The organism is Methylophaga lonarensis MPL, from assembly GCF_000349205.1.
In the GTDB taxonomy this organism is placed as follows: Bacteria; Pseudomonadota; Gammaproteobacteria; order Nitrosococcales; family Methylophagaceae; genus Methylophaga; species Methylophaga lonarensis.
Genome location: NZ_APHR01000035.1, coordinates 1 through 21,406, shown reverse-complemented (window position 1 = coordinate 21,406; position 21,406 = coordinate 1). Strand labels below are relative to the sequence as shown.

Annotated in this window: 19 protein-coding genes and 1 tRNA gene; all 20 read left to right on the top strand. The window is 49.8% G+C overall.

The window, feature by feature from the left end:
* Window positions 1-73: 73 nt before the first annotated feature.
* The 20 genes from rsfS to rpsO all read left to right on the top strand — a co-directional run bounded on the left by rsfS (window position 74) and on the right by rpsO (window position 21,300).
* A complete protein-coding gene (gene rsfS, locus MPL1_RS06765; protein WP_009726378.1) occupies window positions 74-430 on the top strand; it encodes a ribosome silencing factor in 357 nt (118 codons plus the stop codon).
* Window positions 427-894, top strand: coding sequence for a 23S rRNA (pseudouridine(1915)-N(3))-methyltransferase RlmH (gene rlmH, locus MPL1_RS06760; protein ID WP_009726377.1), 468 nt, complete (start codon window positions 427-429; stop codon window positions 892-894). Before rsfS ends, rlmH begins: the two co-directional genes overlap by 4 nt.
* Window positions 891-1,469 carry a Maf family protein gene (locus MPL1_RS06755; RefSeq protein ID WP_009726376.1) on the top strand — a complete coding sequence of 193 codons (579 nt, stop codon included), beginning with the start codon at window positions 891-893 and terminating at the stop codon, window positions 1,467-1,469. Before rlmH ends, MPL1_RS06755 begins: the two co-directional genes overlap by 4 nt.
* Complete coding sequence (rng, locus tag MPL1_RS06750) at window positions 1,459-2,931, top strand: ribonuclease G (RefSeq protein WP_009726375.1); 1,473 nt, start codon at window positions 1,459-1,461, stop codon at window positions 2,929-2,931. The genes MPL1_RS06755 and rng overlap by 11 nt, the downstream gene beginning before the upstream one ends.
* Before the next feature lie 4 nt (window positions 2,932-2,935).
* On the top strand, window positions 2,936-3,778 hold the full coding sequence (locus MPL1_RS06745) for a YhdP family protein (RefSeq protein ID WP_040576955.1): 843 nt from the start codon (window positions 2,936-2,938) through the stop codon (window positions 3,776-3,778).
* On the top strand, window positions 3,775-6,783 hold the full coding sequence (locus tag MPL1_RS06740; RefSeq protein WP_083859215.1) for a YhdP family protein: 3,009 nt from the start codon (window positions 3,775-3,777) through the stop codon (window positions 6,781-6,783). The genes MPL1_RS06745 and MPL1_RS06740 overlap by 4 nt, the downstream gene beginning before the upstream one ends.
* Before the next feature lie 76 nt (window positions 6,784-6,859).
* Entirely contained in the window at window positions 6,860-8,305 is a 1,446-nt protein-coding gene (gene tldD / locus MPL1_RS06735) for a metalloprotease TldD (protein ID WP_009726374.1), read from the top strand.
* Between the two features lies 1 nt (window position 8,306).
* Entirely contained in the window at window positions 8,307-9,362 is a 1,056-nt protein-coding gene (locus tag MPL1_RS06730; RefSeq protein ID WP_009726373.1) for a tRNA (5-methylaminomethyl-2-thiouridylate)-methyltransferase, read from the top strand.
* On the top strand, window positions 9,359-9,586 hold the full coding sequence (locus MPL1_RS06725) for a sulfurtransferase TusA family protein (RefSeq protein ID WP_009726372.1): 228 nt from the start codon (window positions 9,359-9,361) through the stop codon (window positions 9,584-9,586). Before MPL1_RS06730 ends, MPL1_RS06725 begins: the two co-directional genes overlap by 4 nt.
* A 170-nt stretch (window positions 9,587-9,756) precedes the next feature.
* Window positions 9,757-11,166, top strand: coding sequence for a glutamate--ammonia ligase (gene glnA / locus MPL1_RS06720; protein ID WP_009726371.1), 1,410 nt, complete (start codon window positions 9,757-9,759; stop codon window positions 11,164-11,166).
* 102 nt (window positions 11,167-11,268) lie between these two features.
* Window positions 11,269-11,901, top strand: a complete 633-nt coding sequence (locus MPL1_RS06715) for a DUF4124 domain-containing protein (protein WP_161604010.1) — start codon at window positions 11,269-11,271, stop codon at window positions 11,899-11,901.
* A 200-nt stretch (window positions 11,902-12,101) separates the two neighbouring features.
* Window positions 12,102-13,157 (top strand): nitrogen regulation protein NR(II), encoded by a 1,056-nt coding sequence (gene glnL, locus MPL1_RS06710; RefSeq protein WP_009726369.1) that lies wholly within the window; start codon window positions 12,102-12,104, stop codon window positions 13,155-13,157.
* Window positions 13,147-14,550 carry a nitrogen regulation protein NR(I) gene (gene ntrC / locus MPL1_RS06705; RefSeq protein WP_009726368.1) on the top strand — a complete coding sequence of 468 codons (1,404 nt, stop codon included), beginning with the start codon at window positions 13,147-13,149 and terminating at the stop codon, window positions 14,548-14,550. The genes glnL and ntrC overlap by 11 nt, the downstream gene beginning before the upstream one ends.
* Window positions 14,551-14,604: 54 nt before the next feature.
* Window positions 14,605-14,681: transfer RNA gene (locus MPL1_RS06700), tRNA-Met, on the top strand.
* A gap of 95 nt (window positions 14,682-14,776) precedes the next feature.
* Window positions 14,777-15,223 (top strand): ribosome maturation factor RimP, encoded by a 447-nt coding sequence (gene rimP / locus MPL1_RS06695; protein WP_040576959.1) that lies wholly within the window; start codon window positions 14,777-14,779, stop codon window positions 15,221-15,223.
* 75 nt (window positions 15,224-15,298) lie between these two features.
* Window positions 15,299-16,795 (top strand): transcription termination factor NusA, encoded by a 1,497-nt coding sequence (gene nusA, locus MPL1_RS06690; protein ID WP_009726366.1) that lies wholly within the window; start codon window positions 15,299-15,301, stop codon window positions 16,793-16,795.
* A gap of 21 nt (window positions 16,796-16,816) precedes the next feature.
* The gene (gene infB, locus MPL1_RS06685; RefSeq protein ID WP_009726365.1) at window positions 16,817-19,603 is read left to right on the top strand and encodes a translation initiation factor IF-2; all 2,787 of its coding nucleotides are present in this window, start codon (window positions 16,817-16,819) and stop codon (window positions 19,601-19,603) included.
* Window positions 19,603-19,974: a 30S ribosome-binding factor RbfA gene (rbfA, locus tag MPL1_RS06680; protein ID WP_009726364.1), complete on the top strand. Its 372-nt coding sequence runs from the start codon at window positions 19,603-19,605 to the stop codon at window positions 19,972-19,974. Before infB ends, rbfA begins: the two co-directional genes overlap by 1 nt.
* A complete protein-coding gene (truB, locus tag MPL1_RS06675; RefSeq protein ID WP_009726363.1) occupies window positions 19,974-20,930 on the top strand; it encodes a tRNA pseudouridine(55) synthase TruB in 957 nt (318 codons plus the stop codon). Before rbfA ends, truB begins: the two co-directional genes overlap by 1 nt.
* A 100-nt stretch (window positions 20,931-21,030) precedes the next feature.
* Entirely contained in the window at window positions 21,031-21,300 is a 270-nt protein-coding gene (gene rpsO, locus MPL1_RS06670; RefSeq protein WP_009726362.1) for a 30S ribosomal protein S15, read from the top strand.
* The last annotated feature ends 106 nt before the right edge of the window (window positions 21,301-21,406 follow it).

Sequence of the window (21,406 nt, the reverse complement as noted above, 5' to 3'; positions counted from 1 at the left end):
ACTGGCGGGCTTGTCGGAGACGATCGTTACGGTATGCGCTACACTATACAAATATTGAATAACGGAGAAGCCCATGCAGGCTGAGCAACTTAAATTACTGGTGATTGACGCACTGGAAGACATCAAGGCTGAAAACATTGAAGTCCTTGATGTGACTAATATGACCGATTTTACTGATTTCATGATTATTGCCACTGGCAAATCTACCCGGCAGGTCAAGGCCCTTGCCAACGAAGTGGTGATGAAAGCCAAAGCCGCAGGCGTTCAGCCACTCGGGGTTGAAGGTGAAGAAGTCGGCGAGTGGGCACTGGTCGATCTGGGCGATGTGATTACCCACGTGATGACGGCGCAAACACGAATGACTTACAACCTGGAAAAACTCTGGTCTGTGCCTGATGTTCAATCAACGGAGTCAGCTTCCAGGGAATGAAACTCAATATACTCGCTGTTGGCAGTAAAATGCCGCGGTGGGTGAACGAGGGTGTGGAAGAATACAGCCGCCGCTTGCCTCGTGACATACCACTGCAACTCAGTGAAATTCCAGCAGCTCGACGCGGTAAGACAGGCCAGCCTGAACAGTGGATGCAGGAGGAGGGCCAGCGAATTCTGACGGCCGCCGGCAATCAACACATGGTGGCATTGGAAGTCACCGGTCGCTCCTGGAGTACCGAACAACTCGCTCAACAAATGCAGCAATGGCTGGCGGGAGGCAAGGATGTCTGTTTTGTGATTGGTGGCCCTGATGGTTTGTCAAAAGCCTGTCTTGATCGCGCAGATCAAAGCTGGTCACTGTCCGCGCTGACGCTGCCGCATCCTCTGGTTCGAATTGTACTGGCAGAACAACTGTATCGTGCCTGGACAGTGCTGCAGAATCATCCTTATCATCGCGCATGATTCTGTCTCCTATCTATCTTGCTTCAACCTCACCACGCCGAAGTGAACTCCTTCGGCAGATCAAGGTCGACTTTCAGGTACTTCGCGTGTCTGTGGACGAGTCGGTTCAAGCAGAAGAATCTGCTGAATCCTACGTAAAACGTGTTGCATCGATGAAGGCAGAAGCGGGCTGGCAGGTGAGTCTGAAAGATCGTCCTGTGCTTGCGGCCGATACTTCGGTTGTGATTGATGGACATATTCTCGGCAAACCTGAAACAGACAGCGAAGCCAGGCGAATGCTGTCAATGCTCTCTGGGCGTTGCCACCAAGTAATGACGGCAGTGGCTGTGCAAAATGCACTTTCCAGTCATTGTCTGCTACAGGTGAACGAAGTGACCTTTAGCGCGCTTTCAGAAGCGGATATTGATTGGTATATCGCCAGCGGTGAAGGCCATGACAAGGCGGGTGGCTATGCCGTACAGGGACTAGCCGCTGTTTTCATCCACCATATCAATGGCAGTTACTCGGGTATTATGGGCTTGCCTCTATTTGAAACAGTGCAGTTATTAAGGCAGGTAAACAGCGGTGAGCAGTGAGATTCTGATTAATGTGACGCCCAGCGAGACACGCGCTGCAGTGGTCGAAAATGGTGTACTGCAGGAAGTCTTTATTGAGCGCAGCGAGTATCGTGGGCTGGTAGGCAATATCTACAAAGGCAAGGTTTGTCGTGTATTGCCTGGAATGCAGGCTGCTTTTGTGGAAATTGGCCTGTCGAGAGCTGCATTTTTACATGCTTCAGATATTTCCATGCCCAAAGGTCAGACCGGCGACCTCAAGGAGGCCCAAAAAGTTACTCCTCCGATCACTAGCCTGCTGCGTGAAGGTCAGGAATTACTGGTACAGGTCATCAAGGATCCGATGGGTAGTAAGGGCGCTCGCTTGACGACCCAGCTGTCGGTTTCTTCAAGATACTTGGTCTACATGCCTGAAACTGAGGGTATTGGGGTCTCGCTTAAAATCGAAACTGAACAGGAGCGGGATCGACTCAAGCAATGCCTGACCGCTTTATTACCGGAGGATGCCGCGGGCTATATCGTGCGAACAGCCGCGGAGGGGGCTGCTGAAGCTGAACTCGAAGCGGATCTGCAGTTTTTGCATCGCCTGTGGGCAAAGCTGACTGAACGAATGGCAACCGTCAATTGCGGTGAACCGCTTTATCAGGACTTGCCGCTGGCGCTACGTTCACTGAGGGATCTGCTGTCGCCAGAGATCGAAAGAATCCGCATCGATTCTAATGAAACCTATCAGGCTGCCGTTCGTTTTGCTGAGGGCTTTATGCCTGAATGCATCAGCTTGCTGGAGCTGTACCGTGGTGATCGACCTCTATTTGATTTGTTTGCGGTTGAAGATGAAATTCAAAAAGCACTGGATCGCAAAGTCCCTCTGAAGTCCGGGGGCTATGTGATATTTGACCAGACCGAGGCGATGACCACTGTTGATGTCAACACTGGTGGATTTGTCGGTCACAAGAATCTGGAAGAAACCATATTCAAGACCAATCTCGAGGCGGCGCAGGCTATTGCCAGACAATTGCGTGTCCGTAACCTTGGCGGCATTATCATCATCGACTTCATTGATATGGATGAGCAGGCACATCGCGAGCAGGTATTGCGAACGCTTGAGAAAGCCATGTCACTGGATCGGGCGCGACACAAAATCAGTGCCGTTTCCGAGCTGGGGCTGGTCGAAATGACACGCAAGCGAACACGGGAAAGTTTAGGGCATATCCTGTGTGAGCCTTGTCCATGTTGTCAGGGCAAAGGCTATACCAAAAATGTCGAAACCGTCTGCTATGAGATTTTCCGTGAGATTATCCGAGAGTCCAAGCAATATGAGAGCAAGCAGTTTATGGTGCTGGCCTCACAGGATGTCATCGACCGCTTGAATGATGAAGATTCAACCAAGGTGGCCGAGCTTGAACAGTTGATTGGCAAGCCGATCCTTTTTCAATGTGACAGCCAATACGGTCGGGAGCAGTTTAACGTGGTGCTGATGTAGACCCATGAGTATTCTCAAGCGAACCTTGCATGTTGCCGGTCGCCACACGTTCTACTGGGTGGCAATTGCCACCATATTGTGTTTATTGGCATTGCTGTCAGCGGTTTGGCTATCCAAGGCAGTGACTGAACGCAAGGATGAGATCGCGCGATGGGCAGGTGACAAGTTGGGTTACCCGATTGAGATTGGTGAAGCGGGTCTCTATTGGCTGAATCTGTTTCCGAAGCTGCATCTGACAGACTTGCAAGTTGCCGAAGCTGAAAATGCACCCAATTGGCTGGAAGTAGAGCAGTTGCAGGTGGGGATCGATCTGATCGCAAGCTTGCGGGCTCGGGAACCGATGATGGATTCCATCAAAATATCCGGCCTGAATCTTAATCTTGGCCGAAATACGGAAGGTGAGTTTTTCATTGCGAGTCCACATCAACCGGCCTCCGGTGAAAGCTTTGATGCCAGCGCTTTGCTGAGACTGCTCAACTCACTTGAGCTGGAGCGTATCCAGGTGAGTTTTCGGGATCAATTGACGCCGTCACTTGATGGCGATTATCGAATTCAACGTGCACAACTGCAACAAGCTGACAATGCCTGGCGAGTAACTGCCAGGCTGGCACCACCGGCTCAGATGGGCAGTGAACTCGAACTTCAAGCGTTGCTGGAGCTTGATGACAAGCATCAGCCGGATAATTGGCAGTTCAGTTTGATGGGCGAATACCTGCAACTGGATCCATTCCGCTTTCTGTTCGATCACCCAACACTGTATTTGGATCAAGCCGGCTATTTGAGCGCCTTTCGTTTTGATGCCGAAAAAAACGAGCGTAAGTACCAGGCAACGCCGAGTTTTCACTGAATCAGACGGTTGTCACCAATCAGCAACCAGACGAGGATACTGATCCGGTTCGTGTCGAACGACTCTCCGGCCAGCTTCAGTGGCAGCTTGATGAGCGTCAATGGTCTGTGTCTGGTGACAATGTGCGTCTGGTAATGGCTGGTGAGAGCTGGCCAGATACTTCATTTAGTTTCAGTAAAGATCCGGACGGCTGGTTCGACGCGGACAGCCAGTTTTTACGTTTGAGTGATCTGAGCGCAATTGCTGTGTTGCTGGAGGATATGCCCGAGTGGTTGCAGCAACAGCGACCGGCTGGCGACATTCACCGACTGAAAGTTCGATTTCACCCGGAGCACGGGCTTGAGACCATTGCAATGTCTCTGGATGAGGTCGCCTTTTTGCCTTGGCAGGATTGGCCGGGCGTGACCGGCCTCAGTGCCGACATTGATTGGCAAGATGAAAAGCTGTCGCTCAAACTCAACAGTAAAGCATTGACGCTTTACCCACAAGATCTGCTACCGGACGCTGTCTATCTTGACTCGCTGAGCGGAGCAATCGACTGGCAAGTCAATGATGATGGCTGGCTGCTGGCAGTGGATCGTCTGCATCTCTGGAACGATGATCTGAATCTACAGGTGGTGGGCACTTTGCACCAACAACAGGAATTGCTGTCCAGCGACATGACAGTGAATTTGCAGGATGTTACTGCCAATCGCTGGCTCAACTACGTTCCCGAACGCATTCTCGACGAAGACTTTTTTGAATGGGCTGCTCCGGCCTTTATTGACGGCATCGTCACTGAGGGCAGTGTTGTTATCAAAGGTAATCTGGCGGAATTTCCCTTTGATGACCGTGACACGGGTGCCTTCCTTATCGATCTTGAGGTAGAAAATGCCACTTTGCACTACGCCGATGGTTGGCCAGATTTAAAGTCAGTATCTGGTCAGGTGAACGGAGATGGCAACCAGATTCGTGTTTCCAGTCAGTCAGGCACCATCGCGGGGCTTGATTTTATCGATGTCAAAGTGCTGATCGAAAATGCGATTGCAGGCAGCGCTCAATTGAATGTCACTGGTGATGTTCAGGGTGATATCGACAAGGCATTGAATTTTCTTAATGAAAGCCCTCTCAAGTCCCGTTTTGGGCCAGTGGCTGATGCATTTTCAGCAGAAGGTCATAGCCAGTTGTCATTGGTTCTGGATGTACCGTTGGCTGACCCCTATGAAACCTTGGTGAAAGGGCGACTTGATCTGACCGGCACATCGCTGAATCTGGTTGATAAGCCAGGGGTGGGGCTGCAACAGATTGAAGGTGTTTTGAGTTTTGATAACGATGGCGTTTCTGGCGAGGCCATGAAAGCTGTGATTTTTGGTGCCCCTGCAGTCGTTGATATTCAACCGAGGGACGGTCACACACAGGTAACAGCCAAAGGCCGTTTGAACTCGCAGGCGATGATTGCCGAGTTTGAGGCAATTCCACCAGGTATTTTTAATGGTTTGTTTGATTACACGGTTGATTTGGCTATCCGAGAATTGTCGATGGGTGACTTCAATGTTGATCTTGAGATTTCTTCAGATCTCAAAGGTTTGCAAATCGACATGCCAGAACCCTTTGGCAAAGCTGCTGACGAGGCACGGCCGCTACGGTTTTCCACACGGCAAACCAGTCGCGGCCCGATTCTGAATATCAATCTTGATAAATTGATAGACGCCAATTGGCGCATCGAAGACAAGACGCTGTTTGGACGAGTGGAATTAGGCGGTGGCCAGGCCGCTGAACCGATGAATGATTTTGTGATCAGAGGACAGCTGGCCATGCTTGATGTTCAGCAATGGTTGGACTGGTCTCAGTTATTTTCTCGTGTCGAGACACCACAAACACCGTACTACCCTGATCTGATTGACTTGCAAGTAGACAGACTGGCACTGCAACAGCAGCAGTTTGAGCAAGTGAATCTCCAGCTTCGCCGATCGACAGATGAGTGGAGGCTCAGTGTTGGATCCGAGAAGGCGCGTGGTGAAGTTGTGATTCCTGATGCCTTGGCGGCAGGTGCTGCGGTGAGGATGGACTTTGACCGACTGGTATTACGCTGGCCAGAAGCTGATGAACAGCAGCTGTCGCAAGAAACAGAATCCTTGATCCTGCCAACACCACGCCCCTTATGGCCATCAATGAATGTTCAGGTACTTGATTTTCAAATCAACGACATGCGACTGGGTGAGATGAATTTGCTGGCGCAGCGAGAGGCGCATCAATGGCAACTGGAAAAATTCAGCCTGAGTTCCGAGGTCTATCAGTTCAATGCAGAGGGTATTTGGCAGCAATTGACGGCAGGCGATGTGACCCGCTTGAGTTTTGAGACACAGTCAAATGATTTGCGCGGTTTACTGGCCAGTTTTGGTTATCAGCAAGCGATTGAGGCTAATCAGGCTGAGCTGCAAGTAGCGCTGAGCTGGCCGGGTGATCCGCTTGATTTTTCTCAACGTACCATGGAAGGTTCACTGATGATTGATGTCGGTAGCGGGCGACTGCTTGATATCGAGCCCGGGGCGGCGGGCAGAATTTTCGGCTTATTGAGCTTTGCTGCTTTGCCACGCAGGTTATTGCTTGATTTCAGTGACTTTTTTGGTAAAGGGATGGGCTTCTCGGGCATTAACGGCAACTTCACTTTTGCCGAAGGGATAGCGGTCACAGACAATCTGGTCATGCGCGGCGATAGTGCGAACATCGCGGTGACCGGCTCAGTGAATTTGATAGAACGAACTTACAAGCAAAAAGTAAGGGTCACTCCCAGCGTTTCATCCACCTTGCCATTGGCGGGAGCGGTTGCTGGCGGTCCGGTGGGGTTAGCAGCGGGTACAGCGATTTTTCTGGTTGACAGGATTGCAGGAAGATTATTCGATAGAGACATCGTTGATGTGATCAGCTACAGCTACGACCTGACTGGCCCATGGGATGATCCGGAACTGAAAATATCCCGATCCGCATCACAAAAAGAGTCTCAACCGGCAAGCGCAACACCTTGAACAAAGTGCTGAGCCATCCGACGGCTCACTTGTTCTGGTATGATCAGCGTTTTCCAAGTTCACTAGCCATCACTTTATGACAACATCTATCCTCGAACAGGCGGAGTTACAGCTGTTTGCTCCAACAGGCCTGTCAGAACAGGATTTGCACAATGCCTTATCCCTGACACTCAGCAAAGGCGTGGATTACGCTGATCTGTATTTTCAGCAATCAAGGCAGGAAAGCTGGGTGCTTGAAGACGGTATCATCAAGGATGGTGGTTATCACCTTGATCAAGGCGTAGGCGTTCGAGCCTGCAGTGGTGAGAAAACCGGCTTTGCCTACTCTGACGACTTGCTGGCAGCTGCGCTGAATGATGCTGCAAAAGCCGCCAGAGCGATTTCCAGACAAGGGCAAAATCTTCAGTGCCAGGCCTGGAAGCGTCAACAGCCAATCACCAGCTATTACAGCGAGAATGATCCCTTAAGCTCTCTCAGCACAGCCGAAAAACTGGATTTACTCAAACAGGCTGATGCCACTGCGCGAGCAACTGATCCGCGTGTTAAACAGGTGACCGTCACTTTGGCAGGCGGGGTCGACACCATGCTGGTGGCAGCCTCTGACGGGACCTATGCAGCGGATATACGACCACTGATCCGAATGAATGTCAGTGTCATTGTTGAACATCAAGGCAGACGTGAACGTGGCAGTGCCGGAGGCGGTCGTCGCCTTGATTATGGTTTTTTTGTCGAGCAGAACACTGCTGAGAGTTATGCACGTGAAGCCGTCAGACAGGCACTGGTGAATCTTGATGCTGTTGAGGCACCTGCAGGGACGATGCCGGTGGTGCTGGGTTCTGGATGGCCAGGTGTACTGCTTCATGAAGCTGTTGGTCATGGTCTTGAAGGCGACTTCAATCGCCGTGGCACTTCAACTTTCTCTGGCAAAATGGGCCAGCAAGTTGCCTCTTCGCTATGTACGGTTGTTGATGATGGCACCTTGATGCATCGTCGTGGCTCGTTGAATGTTGACGATGAAGGTGTGACTACTCAGCGTACGGTGTTGATTGAAAACGGCCGTCTGGCCGCTTACATGCAAGACAAGCAAAATGCCAGTCTGATGGGTATGCGCAGCACAGGCAATGGTCGACGCGAATCATACGCTCATTTGCCGATGCCACGTATGACCAATACTTACATGTTACCGGGAGAGTCTGATCCTCAGGAGATCATCGCCTCGGTTGATAAAGGCATTTACGCGGTTAATTTTGGTGGCGGCCAGGTTGATATCACTTCCGGAAAATTTGTCTTTTCCAGCAGTGAGGCCTACTTGATTGAAAATGGCAAGATAACCCGACCTGTCAAGGGAGCTACTTTGATTGGCAACGGCCCGGAAGTGATGAACCGCATCAGCATGGTCGGCAATGATCTGGCGCTGGACAGTGGTGTTGGTAATTGCGGCAAGGAAGGACAGAGCGTACCGGTCGGTGTTGGGCAGCCAACGCTGAAGGTTGACGCCATTACAGTAGGTGGTACAGCTTAGGATGACCCGGCAACACAAGGCAATCGCACTGATCTCTGGTGGACTGGATTCAATGCTCGCGGTGCGGGTGATTCAGGAACAAGGCATCGAAGTCGAGGGCATTAATTTTTTTACTGGCTTTTGTGTCGAGGGACATACGCACGCAATTCGTAATCACCACAAAGACAAGGAAAAACGCAATAACGCCTTGTGGGTGGCCGAGCAGTTGGGCATTAAACTGCATATTGTCGACGTGATTGAGGAGTATAAGGACGTATTACTCAACCCTAAACATGGATACGGTGCCAATATGAATCCTTGCCTCGACTGCAAGATATTCATGGTGGGTAAAGCGGTTGAATGGGTTAAATCCAATCATCAAGACGGTTTTGATTTCATCATTACCGGTGAGGTAATAGGCCAAAGACCAAAATCACAACTCAAACGCACAATGCCGATTATCGCGCGTGAGTCAGGGGCTGATGATATTTTGCTGCGGCCGCTGTGCGCCAAAAATTTACCTGAAACCCTGCCTGAACGCGAAGGCTGGGTGGATCGAGCCAAGCTTCATGACTTTCATGGCCGAAATCGCAAACCGCAAATCGCTCTGGCCCGTCATTACGGATTGAACGATTTCGCCACGCCTGCCGGTGGCTGTTGTTTTCTGACTGATGAAAAGTATTCCAGCAAGCTGGTTGATCTGTGGCAAGCACGTCATAGTCGTGATTATGAGCTGGATGACATTATGTTGCTCAAGGTCGGTAGACACCTTCGACCAGCGCCTCATTTCAAGGTCATCGTTGCTCGGGATGCCGGAGAGAGCAAATTTCTCGAAGGGTATCGTAAACAATATCCAAGTTTGTACTCAACCAGCCATAACGGTCCGATGGCATTAATCGATGGTCAGTTAAAACATCATGATGATGTCGAAACGGCAGCAGCAGTGGTTGCGCGGTTTGGTCAGGGCCGAACGGCTGAGCAGGTTGAAATCGAACTGACTTTGCCTGACAACGGCACACAAAATCTCGTAGTGAGTCCGCTCGCAAGCGAGGCAATACCAGAGGAATGGTACGTATGAGCGATTACCAACTCGATTGCCAGAGATTGTTGTGCCCGTTACCTGTGATTCGTACACAAAATAAAGTGAAGGAATTAGCAGTTGGCGATACACTCTGCGTAGTTTGCACCGATCCCGGTACCAAAAACGATATTCCAGCCTGGGCCAGAATCCACGGTCACAGTCTGGTGAGTATCGAAGACAAGGAAGATTTGATTTATATCGTGGTCCGGGTTGGTGCATAGCACCATTATTGTGCGTTATCATCATGGGTCGCACCTTTATGGTGCTTTGGAGTGTTTTGCTTGCACCTAAATGGTTGATTTGACGCTCATCAGAAGTTGGCAAGCTTTGTGCTGTGTAAACGGCGAGTGTTTTTTGCACACAAGTGCAGTTATCAATGTGGAGAATTTAAATGTCAGTCGAAAATGTGCTTCAGATGATCAAAGACCAGGACGTCAAGTTCGTTGACTTCCGTTTCACCGATACCCGCGGTAAAGAGCAGCATGTTTCTTATCCTGCCCATGGCATTGACGAAGATACTTTCTCTGAAGGTGTCATGTTCGACGGTTCATCAGTTGCTGGTTGGAAAGGTATCAATGAATCAGACATGATTTTGATGCCGGATGCCAGCACTGCTGTTATGGATCCATTTATGGATGACAACACGCTGATCGTTCGTTGTGACATCGTTGAGCCTGCCACCATGCAAGGTTACGAGCGTGACCCACGCAGTGTTGCCAAACGTGCCGAAGCTTACCTGCAATCAACAGGTCTGGCTGATACTGCTTTCTTTGGCCCAGAACCAGAATTTTTCATTCTGGATGATGTGCGCTGGGGTAGTGATATTTCAGGTTCTTTCTACAAAATCGATTCAGATGAGTCTTCTTGGAACACTGAAAAAGTATTCCCAGACGGTAACAAAGGTCACCGTCCAAGCATCAAAGGTGGCTACTTCCCAGTACCACCAGTCGATTCATTGCAGGACATTCGTTCAGCCATGTGTTTGACCATGGAAGAAATGGGTCTGGTAACCGAAGTTCACCATCACGAAGTTGCAACTGCGGGTCAATGTGAAATCGGTACAAAATTCAACACACTGGTCAAGAAAGCCGACGAAGTGCAGATTCTGAAATACGTTGTTCATAACGTTGCTCACGCATACGGCAAAACAGCGACTTTCATGCCTAAACCATTAGTAGGTGACAACGGCAGTGGCATGCACGTGCATCAATCACTGGCCAAAGGTGGTGAGAACCTGTTCACTGGTAACAAATACGGCGGTCTGTCTGAAACTGCGCTGTACTACATCGGTGGCATCATCAAACACGCGCGTGCACTGAACGCATTCACTAACTCATCCACCAACAGCTACAAGCGTTTGGTGCCAGGTTTTGAAGCGCCTGTTATGCTGGCTTACTCAGCACGTAACCGTAGTGCTTCGATTCGTATTCCTTTTGTTAGCAATCCAAAAGGCCGTCGTATCGAAGTTCGTTTCCCTGACCCATCAGCCAACCCATACCTGGCGTTTTCAGCCATGATGATGGCGGGTCTGGACGGCATTAAAAACAAGATCCACCCTGGCGATGCGATGGACAAGGACCTTTATGATTTGCCTGCTGAAGAAGCTGCAAACATTCCTAAGGTCTGTCATGCACTGGATCAAGCGCTGGAAGCGCTCGACAATGATCGTGCCTTCCTGACTGAAGGTGGTGTGTTTACTGATGACATGATCGATGGCTACATCGCATTGAAAATGGAAGAAGTTACTCGTCTGCGTATGGAAACACATCCAGCAGAATTTGATCTGTACTTCAGCGTCTAATTCGACCGACATGATCAGTCACAAAAACGCCCCCAACTGGGGGCGTTTTTTTTGTGACGTGGTTTGTTGCGCATCAATCAACAGTGGCCTATGCTTGGCGCTATGAAATCAGCCATCTCATTGATTTTTTTAATGTGCTCGTGCGTTTATGCCGAGACAGCCATTTATCGATCCGTCGATGAGACGGGCGCGGTTTTATTCAGTGATCAGCAGTTGCCAGGTGCTGAGCGTGTTATCGTCGAAGTCATTCCGGGCTATTCTCCTGTTCCAGTTCCACGCGATTTGTTTGATGCGACAGACGAAACGTCTGACCAATTCGATGATCAATTAATCACGGATCTTTCACCTGACTATATTCTGAGCATCGTTAACCCGGTTGATGATGAGAGCGTATGGATTAACGATGGCAATGTCGAGGTGAATGTGCTGATTCAACCAGAATTACAGCAACAGCTAGGACACATGGTGCAGTTGACACTCAACGGCAGACTGGTCGGCGCGCCAGTCCCTACCAACAATTTTGTATTACAGCACCTTGATCGTGGCAGCCATGAGCTGATGGCTACAGTGATTGATGAACAGGGTGATGTGATAGCCAGCAGTGAGACGATTGTTTTTCACCTGCATCGAGCAACAGTGCAACAGCAACAACAAAACCAACAACAGTTCGCGCCACAAGGCATTACCGGTTTTCCAACTGTGCCTGGATTCAATGCCCAGCCAGCCGCGCCTTAACTTGTTGAGTTTTTGTCCGCACCAATACGGTGCAACAATAACGGTCATATCCTCAAAATCTGTTATCTTAGCCAAAGTCTTTTCATCCTGATTGGTTGTGATTGCACAGCAAATCAATCGCTTAGTGATATACGCTTGTGATATGCAAGTTTGTGGAGTGATTTTTGCTTCCAACGGGGCATGTTCTGGAACTCAGTTGAATGAAATTCAATAAAACAATTGCCTCATGCGATGTGTTGGAAAATCTCACCACCGCGGTACTGGTGCTGGATACCTCGTTACGTGTCTGTTACATCAATACTGCGACCGAAGTGATGTTCGAAATGAGTCAACGGCAGGCGGAATTCTTGCCTTTTCAAACGCTGATTCCTGGTGAAGTGAGGTTGCTTGCCAGCATTGATCGGGTGATTAAAACCGGCCAGCCACTGATCGAGCGTGAGGTGCAGCTTTTTCTGCCTGCCAACGGTGAAATCATGGTGGACTGTGCCATCAAGCCTATGGATATTGATGAATCATTTCTGTTGATTGAGCTCTCACAGCTGGACTATCAGTTACGCATTAATCGTGATGAAAATCTGCACACACAACAACAAGTCGTGCGCGGCCTGGCACATGAAATCAAAAATCCTTTGGGTGGTCTTCGAGGCGCTGCACAGCTACTCGAGCGTCAGCTCGACTCTGACGATCTCAAGGAATACACCCGAATCATCATCAGTGAAGCTGATCGTCTGCAAAACCTGATGAATAGAATGCTGGGTCCTTATCAACAATCTGAGAAACAATCAGTCAATATTCATGAGGTGTTGCAGCGTGTTCGGCAGTTGGTTGATATCGAAGTAGATGAGCGGCTGCGCTTCAAAGTGGATTACGATCCCAGCATTCCTGACTTGTTTGCAGATTTTGATCAACTGATTCAGATATTTCTCAACATCGTTCGTAATGCTGTGCAGGCGATGCATGGGGCCGGTGTCATCATTCTGCGTACTCGCATACAGCGCAACATTACCATCGACAAGAGTTTTCATCGCCTTGGTGTGTTGGTTGAAGTTCAGGACAACGGACCCGGTATTCCCAAAAAGTTACAGGACAGTCTTTTTTATCCTCTGGTGACAGGGCGTGCCGATGGCACCGGACTTGGGCTGTATCTGGTGCAAAATCTTGTACAGCGAAATGGGGGGACTGTCGCCTGCAGTAGTCACCCCGGTGAAACCATATTTTCAGTGATTTTTCCTTTGGAGTTAGCTCGTGGCCGCTAAAGCAATAGCATGGATAGTTGATGATGACCGTTCGATTAGGTGGGTATTACAAAAAGCATTGGAAGCTGTAGATATCAGCGTGCGTGCCTTTGAAACGGCTGATACGGTATCCGATGAGATCAATAAGGCTGACAATCAGCGACCTGATGTGCTGATCAGTGATATTCGGATGCCAGGGATTAATGGACTTGAGTTGCTTTCGGACATTAAGCAGCAACATCCAGACTTACCGGTCATTATTATGACTGCCTATTCAGATCTGGATAGTGCCGTTTCAGTCTACGAAGGTGGTGCATTTGAATACCTGCCCAAGCCTTTTGACGTGGATGAGGCGGTAGAACTGGTTCAGCGTGCTATTGCGCACCATCAGTCACAGCACCAAAATCCTGCCGAACAAATCAGTGTTTCAAATGACATTATCGGTGAAGCCCCGGCTATGCAGGAAGTGTTTCGCGCGATTGGCCGGTTGGCGCGATCCAACATCACGGTACTCATCAACGGCGAATCCGGTACCGGCAAGGAGCTGGTCGCGCATGCACTGCACAAACACAGCCCAAGACGGCAAGCGCCATTTATTGCACTCAACATGGCGGCAATTCCAAAAGAATTGATGGAGTCAGAATTGTTTGGCCATGAAAAAGGGGCTTTTACTGGTGCTCATGTGCAGCGCAAAGGACGTTTTGAACAAGCCGATAGTGGCACGCTGTTTCTCGACGAGATAGGGGATATGCCACTTGAGTTGCAAACCCGTTTGTTGCGGGTGTTGTCGGATGGCGAGTTTTTTCGGGTCGGTGGGCATACTGCCGTCAGGGCGGATGTCAGGATTATCGCCGCCACCCATCAAAATCTGGAACAACGCGTTGAGCGGGGAGAATTTCGTGAAGATTTATTCCACCGCCTTAATGTCATTCGAATTCATATTCCAGCCCTTCGCGAACGCCGCGAAGATATTCCGGCACTGGTCTCATACTTTCTGACCAAGGCGGCACGTGAATTGGATATGGCACCGAAGAGTGTCTCAACAGAAGTAGAAAACTACCTTTCACAACTGTCATGGCCTGGTAACGTGCGTCAATTGGAAAATACCTGTCGCTGGTTGACCGTGATGTCACCCGGCCAAGTGGTTGAAATGGACGACCTGCCGGTTGAGTTGACCGTGGACACATCAGAAAACACCGGGCGTGGTAATAGCGACTGGAAACACCTGTTCAGACAATGGGCATCTGCCCGGGCGTTGAGTGGTCAGGAAGGCGTATTGGCAGATGTGGTGCCCATGGTTGAACAGCTGTTAATGGAAGTGGCACTTGAGAAAACCGCAGGCAAACGACAAGAAGCTGCCAAGCTGCTCGGTTGGGGCAGAAATACGCTGACCCGAAAACTCAAAGAGAATTAAGAATCAGGCTTGCTAAGCCAATAGCTGCTATGTATAATGCGCAGTCTAATCAGGTGCGGGGTGGAGCAGCCTGGTAGCTCGTCGGGCTCATAACCCGAAGGTCGTTGGTTCAAATCCAGCCCCCGCTACCAATTAAATGATCAGAGACCCCTCAATGGGGTTTTTGTCTTTCTAGAGATTTAAATTGGGCCGATGGCCCTTTTTTTTTTACGTATTGGCGATGCTTATGGCAGTCACGGATCAAATCGAACAACTCATTGAGGCGCCGATCGAATCACTCGGTTACGAGCTGGTGGGCGTCGAGTATATCCAGGGTGGTCAATCGCCGGTATTGCGGGTGTACATCGACTCATCACAAGGTATCAGCATCGAAGACTGCGAACGAGTCAGTCACCAGGTCAGTGGTGTTCTTGATGTTGAAGACCCAATCAAACAAGCCTATGCGCTGGAAATTTCATCTCCCGGTTTTGACCGTCCTTTGTTCAAGGCACGGGATTTCGAACGATTTGTTGGTGCAGAAGCCAGGATTACCATGAAGTTACCGGTACAGGGACGGAGGAATTTCAGAGGGATTCTTCAAGGCTTCAGTGACGGTGAAATATTGATTGAGGTTGATGGAGAAGTCTACGCACTACCACTTGGCAGGTTAGCCAAAGCAAGACTTGTTGCCTGAAAAAAGCGTATTATTTGCGGTTAATGTAAAAACTTGGATTGGACACACATGATGTGATGATCCTCTGGGGGCGTGATGAACAATAAAGAAATATTACTGGTTGTAGATGCCATGTCTAACGAAAAAGGCGTGGCTAAGGAAGTTATTTTCCAGGCAGTAGAAGCTGCTCTTGCAATGGCTACCCGTAAACGCTATGAAATGGAAATCGACGCCCATGTTGCGATCGACCGAATCACAGGAAACTACGAAACCTTCCGTCAGTGGCTTATCGTGGAAGACTCTGAAGAAGCCCTGGAGTCACCAGAAATCGAAATCAAACTGACCGATGCACTGAAAAAAGACGCCGCTGCTGAAGTCGGTGGTTACATTCGTGAACCCATGGAATCAGTTGAGTTCGGCCGTATTGCAGCTCAAACTGCCAAGCAGGTGATTGTCCAGAAAGTACGTGAAGCAGAGCGTGCTCAAGTCGTTGATCTGTACCGTGAAAAGCTGGGTCAAATGATCCACGGCACGGTCAAGCGCGTTGAGCGTGGCAATGTAACACTGGATTTGGGTGCTAATGCTGAGGCTTTCCTGCCACGCGAAGAAATGATTCCCCGTGAGAACTTTCGCTCCGGTGACCGTATCCGCGGTTATTTGAAAGAGATTCGTCCTGAAGGTCGCGGTCCACAGCTTATCGTCAGTCGTGTAGCACCAGAATTACTGATTGAATTGTTCAAACTGGAAGTACCAGAAATTGCCGATGGCTTGATTGAAGTTAAAGGTGCGGCTAGAGATCCAGGTTTGCGCGCTAAGATTGCGGTTCTGGCTCATGAATCACGTATCGATCCTGTCGGTGCCTGCGTTGGCATGCGGGGCTCCCGTGTTCAGGCAGTGACCAATGAACTGGCTGGTGAGCGTGTCGACATTATTTTATGGGATAAAGATCCTGCCCGTTTTGCTATCAATGCCATGGCGCCAGCTGAAGTCCAGTCTATCGTCGTTGATGAAGATGCACACAGCATGGATATTGCCGTTGAAGACGGACAGCTGTCACAGGCGATTGGCCGAAATGGACAAAACGTACGTCTGGCCAGTCAGTTGACCGGCTGGGAATTAAACGTGATGTCTGCCTCTGATGCAGACAAAAAGGCAGAAACTGAAATCAGTGCACTGATTCAGACATTCATGGCTGATCTGGACGTTGATGAAGACGTTGCTCTCATTCTGGCTCAGGAAGGTTTTTCTTCACTCGAAGAAGTTGCCTACGTTCCAGAACAGGAAATGCTGGATATCGAAGAGTTTGATGAAGATATTGTTGCAGAGCTGAGATCACGTGCTCGCGATGTACTGCTGACACGTGCTATCGCCAGTGAAGAGCAATTAGAGTCGGCCGAACCTCAACAGGACCTTCTTGATATGGAAGGTATGACAACCGAGCTGGCATTGATTCTGGCCAGCAAGGGGGTCGCGACACTGGATGATCTGGCTGAACAGTCTGTTGATGAATTGGTTGAAATCGCATCTGTTGATGAAGCACAGGCTGCAGCACTCATCATGAAAGCCAGAGAATCCTGGTTTGCGAACGAATAAAGAAAAGCAGGGGAGTAACCAATGAGTGACATGAAGGTCAAAGACCTGGCTGGCACAGTCGGTATAACAGCAGAGCGTCTGGTTGATCAGCTCAACGAGGCGGGAATCAAGGTTTCGCAGCCTGATGATTTGATTACCGAAGAACAAAAGCAAACCCTGTTACAGTTTTTGCAACAGCGACATGGCAAAAGTGCTGACGGAGCCTCCGTCACACCTAAAAAAATCACGCTCAAGCGTAAATCTGTCAGTGAAATTAAACTTGCTGGTCCGACGCGGGCGGGTAAAAGCGTCAGTGTCGAGGTGAGAAAAAAACGTACTTATATCAAGCGTAGCGAAACCGAAGAGGCAGCAGCTGCAGCAGAACTCCTCAAGCAAAAAGAAGCAGAAGATGCGGCAGCAGAAGCTGCAAAACTGCAGCAGCAGGAACTGGAAGCGCAACAGCAGCGTGAGCGCTTGATGGAGCAGGAAGCCGCTGATCGTGAAGCAGCAGCCGTTGCCGCCGCGATAGAAGCTGAAAAACAAGCGGCAGAAGAAGCACGACTTGCTGCGGAAGAAGAGCAAAGAGCCCTGGCGGAGGAAGCTAAAGCCGCAGCTGAGGAGCCACCTGCTAAAACTCAAAAGTCTCAAAATCAGGAACCAGCATTGACTGCCTCGCAGTTGGCGCATAAGAAGCTTGAAGAAGCCGACGCCAAGCGTCGAGCAGCCAATTTGGCTCGGATTGATGCTGAAAAAGCACTCGAAGCTCGCCGTAAAGCTCGCGAAGAAGAGGAAGCGCTCGAAAAAGCGCGTGAAGAAGCAAAACAAGCCGCTGCTGAAGTTCAGGCTAAAGAACAAAAAGCTGAACGTCAGAAAGAAGGCGATGCGCGAGTTCACGCCAAAGATAAGCCGGCAAAACGTGGAAAATTCCAGCGTGATGATGAGTTCGAACGAAAAGAACTGCATGTAAGCGAAGGTAAAACCGGTCGCCGCAAGAAGAAAAAAGGTGTCAGCCAGCCACGCGGCGCGGTACGTGATACGGCTGGGGAGCATGGCTTTTCCATGCCTACAGCGCCGGTAGTTCGTGAAGTCAGCGTACCTGAAACAATCAGCGTTTCAGATCTGGCACAGAGAATGTCAGTCAAAGCAGCTGAAGTGATCAAGGCACTGATGGGTCTTGGTACCATGGCAACTATCAATCAGGTATTAGACCAAGACACCGCCGTCATCGTGGTGGAAGAAATGGGCCACGTTGCGAAACCAACTCAGGACAACGAAGTTGAACTGGCGTTGACGGTCAGTGATGAAGATCTCGGTGAATTGAAGTCGCGTGCGCCGGTGGTCACGGTCATGGGTCACGTTGACCACGGTAAAACCTCACTGCTTGACTATATTCGTCGTACCAAAGTGACCACAGGTGAAGCCGGCGGCATTACCCAGCACATTGGTGCCTACAAGGTTGAAACCAGTCGTGGTGAAATTGCCTTTCTTGATACACCCGGTCACGCGGCATTTACAGAAATGCGTTCCCGTGGTGCCAAAGTCACCGATATTGTGGTGCTGGTAGTTGCTGCAGACGATGGTGTTATGCCACAAACCATTGAAGCGATTCAACATGCCAAAGCGGCTGAATCCATATTGATCGTGGCTGTGAATAAAATGGACAAGCCGGATGCCAATCCGGATCGTGTCAAGCAAGAACTGGTGAATCATGAAGTCATCCCAGAAGACTGGGGTGGTGACGTTCAGTTTGTACCTGTTTCGGCACTGACCGGACAGGGTATCGACGATTTATTGGATGCCATTTCGCTCCAGGCAGAAATCATGGAACTGACGGCCCCGGTTGAAGGACCTGCTAATGGCACCGTGATTGAAGCTCGACTGGATAAGGGGCGTGGTACGGTTGTCACAGTGCTGGTTCAAAAAGGCACACTTAAGAAAGGTGACATTGTCGTGGTTGGTCAAGAGTACGGACGTGTTCGTGCCCTGTTTGACGAAAACGGTCAGCAGCTTGAGCAAGCCGGCCCATCCACACCGGTTGAATTACTGGGTCTCTCCAGCACACCAGCAGCCGGTGACGAGCTGCAAGTAGCACCAGACGAACGCACAGCACGTGAAATTTCATACTTCCGTCAGACACGCGCCCGTGAAATGAAAATGGCTCAGCAACAGGCTGCCAAACTTGATGATATGTTCAACAAGATGGAAGCGGGTGATGTCAAAACACTTAACGTGGTCATTAAAGCTGACGTTCATGGCTCGGCAGAAGCGGTTAGCCAAGGTCTGCAAAAATTATCAACCGACCTGGTTCAAGTGCGTGTCATTGCTTCTGGTGTGGGTGGTATTAACGAAACAGATGCTCAGCTGGCCGCGGCTTCAGATGCCATCCTGATTGGCTTCAATGTGCGTGCAGATAACACGGCGCGTAAAGTAATTGCTGAAAAAGGTCTCGACGTACAGTACTTCAGCATTATTTACGACTTGCTGGATGTGGTTACCAAAGCCATGACCGGAATGCTAGAGCCTGTTTACAAAGACGAAATCATTGGTCTTGCGAGGGTTGATGATGTATTCCGTTCACCGAAATTTGGTGATATCGCAGGCTGTCTGGTGCTGGAAGGCATGGTCAAACGCAACAACCCGATTCGTGTCCTGCGTGATAACGTGGTGATATTTGAGGGTGAGCTGGAGTCACTGCGTCGCTTTAAGGACGACGTCAATGAAGTCAGTGCCGGAACCGAATGTGGTATCGGTGTTCGTAACTATAAAGACGTCAAACCGGGTGACCAGATCGAAGTCTTTGAACGTGTATTAATGAAACCGACGCTCTAATGGCTAAAGAATACAGTCGAACCAGCCGGATAAGTGAAGTTGTCATGCGTGAGCTGGCACTGCTTATCCAGCAGGAAATCTCAGATCCGCGGGTTGGCATGGTCACCGTGTCACATGCCGACGTGACTGCGGATCTGAAGTACTGCAAGGTTTATGTCACACGTCTCAATGGTTTTGATTCCGAACAGGACATCGAAACTTGCCTTGAAGGCTTGCAAAACGCCGCTGGATTTTTGCGACGTGCACTCGGAAAACGGGTGAATCTGCGTAATATTCCTGAACTGAGGTTTTTGTACGACAAATCGCTTGAACGCGGATTTTATATGGACGCGTTGATTGCCAAGGCTAACGCAGACAATAAGCAGGACTGATGGCCCGACGTCGTCGAACGGGGTGTGATATCAGTGGTCTGGTCATCGTTGATAAACCCACCGGATACAGTTCCAATCATGTCTTGCAGCAAGTCAGGCGTCTGTTTAATGCCAATAAAGCCGGCCATACCGGTAATCTCGATCCGCTAGCCACCGGCGTGTTGCCAATTTGCCTTGGTGAAGCAACCAAGCTTTCCGGATATTTGCTCGACGCAGACAAAAGCTATCATGTCCGATGCCAGTTGGGCATTTTAACGGATACCGGCGATTCTGAAGGGCAAACGCTAGAGCAAAAAGCCATCCCTGAGTTTACTGCGCAGCAATTGAAACAGGTGCTGGAGTCATTCCTGGGTGAACAGTGGCAGGTGCCACCGATGTTTTCGGCGCTCAAGCATCAGGGCCAACCACTCTACAAACTTGCACGAAAAGGTGTTGAGGTCGAACGCAAACCGCGCGCTGTCAACATTTACAGCATTGAGTTGCTGGAACAGCAAGCCGATAGTTTTGAGTTGCTGGTCAGTTGCAGCAAGGGCACCTATATCAGAACCCTGGTTGAGGACATCGCTGTAGCCTTGGGCACGGTTGGTCATGTGACGATGTTGAGACGAACTCAGGCCGCAGGATTTTCACTGGCAGACAGTCTGTCATTATCTGCCTTGCAGCAATTGGCAGAACAATCAAAATCCGCACTGATGGCACGGCTGGTTCCTGCCGAAGCAGCTTTACCTGACTGGCCTGAATGTCGGCTTAACCAAGCACAGGTCACACAATTGCGGTTTGGACAACCGGTTTCGCTGGGAACCGTATCACCGTGCGCAACTGTTCGATTGTTTGATGAACAGCAGCAGTTTTTTGGTTTGGGTCAGATCAGTGATGGAGGTGTTTTAACCTCGATACGACTGTTCGCTGAAAGCAGCACACAAGAAAACCTTGTGACTGAAGGCCAAAGCCGGTAAAATTTGCAGCGCTTTAAATCGTTGGGTAATCCGGTGAAAAAGCACTGGGTTATTTCAGAATTTGACTCGTGGCACCGCCACACAAAAGTTGGAGTTTTTAATGTCTATTACTGCAGAACAAAAGAAAGAAATCATCAGCAAATACGCTCGCGGCGAGGGCGATACAGGTTCAGCTGAAATTCAGGTCGCGTTGCTGACAGCGCGCATCACCAACCTGTCTGATCATTTCAAATCAAACATTCATGATCATCACTCACGTCAAGGTCTGTTGAAAATGGTAAGCAGCCGTCGCAAGATGCTCGATTACCTGAAAAAGACTGACATCAATCGTTACCGTGATTTGATTGCTGATCTGGGTCTGCGTCGCTAATTGCAGACGTGAGCTCGAAGTTACAGTACATCATCCATGTCGTGAGTAACGGCATCAGGTCAATGACCTGAGTAATTTAATGCTGAAACACCTGTGGTTCAGGGGC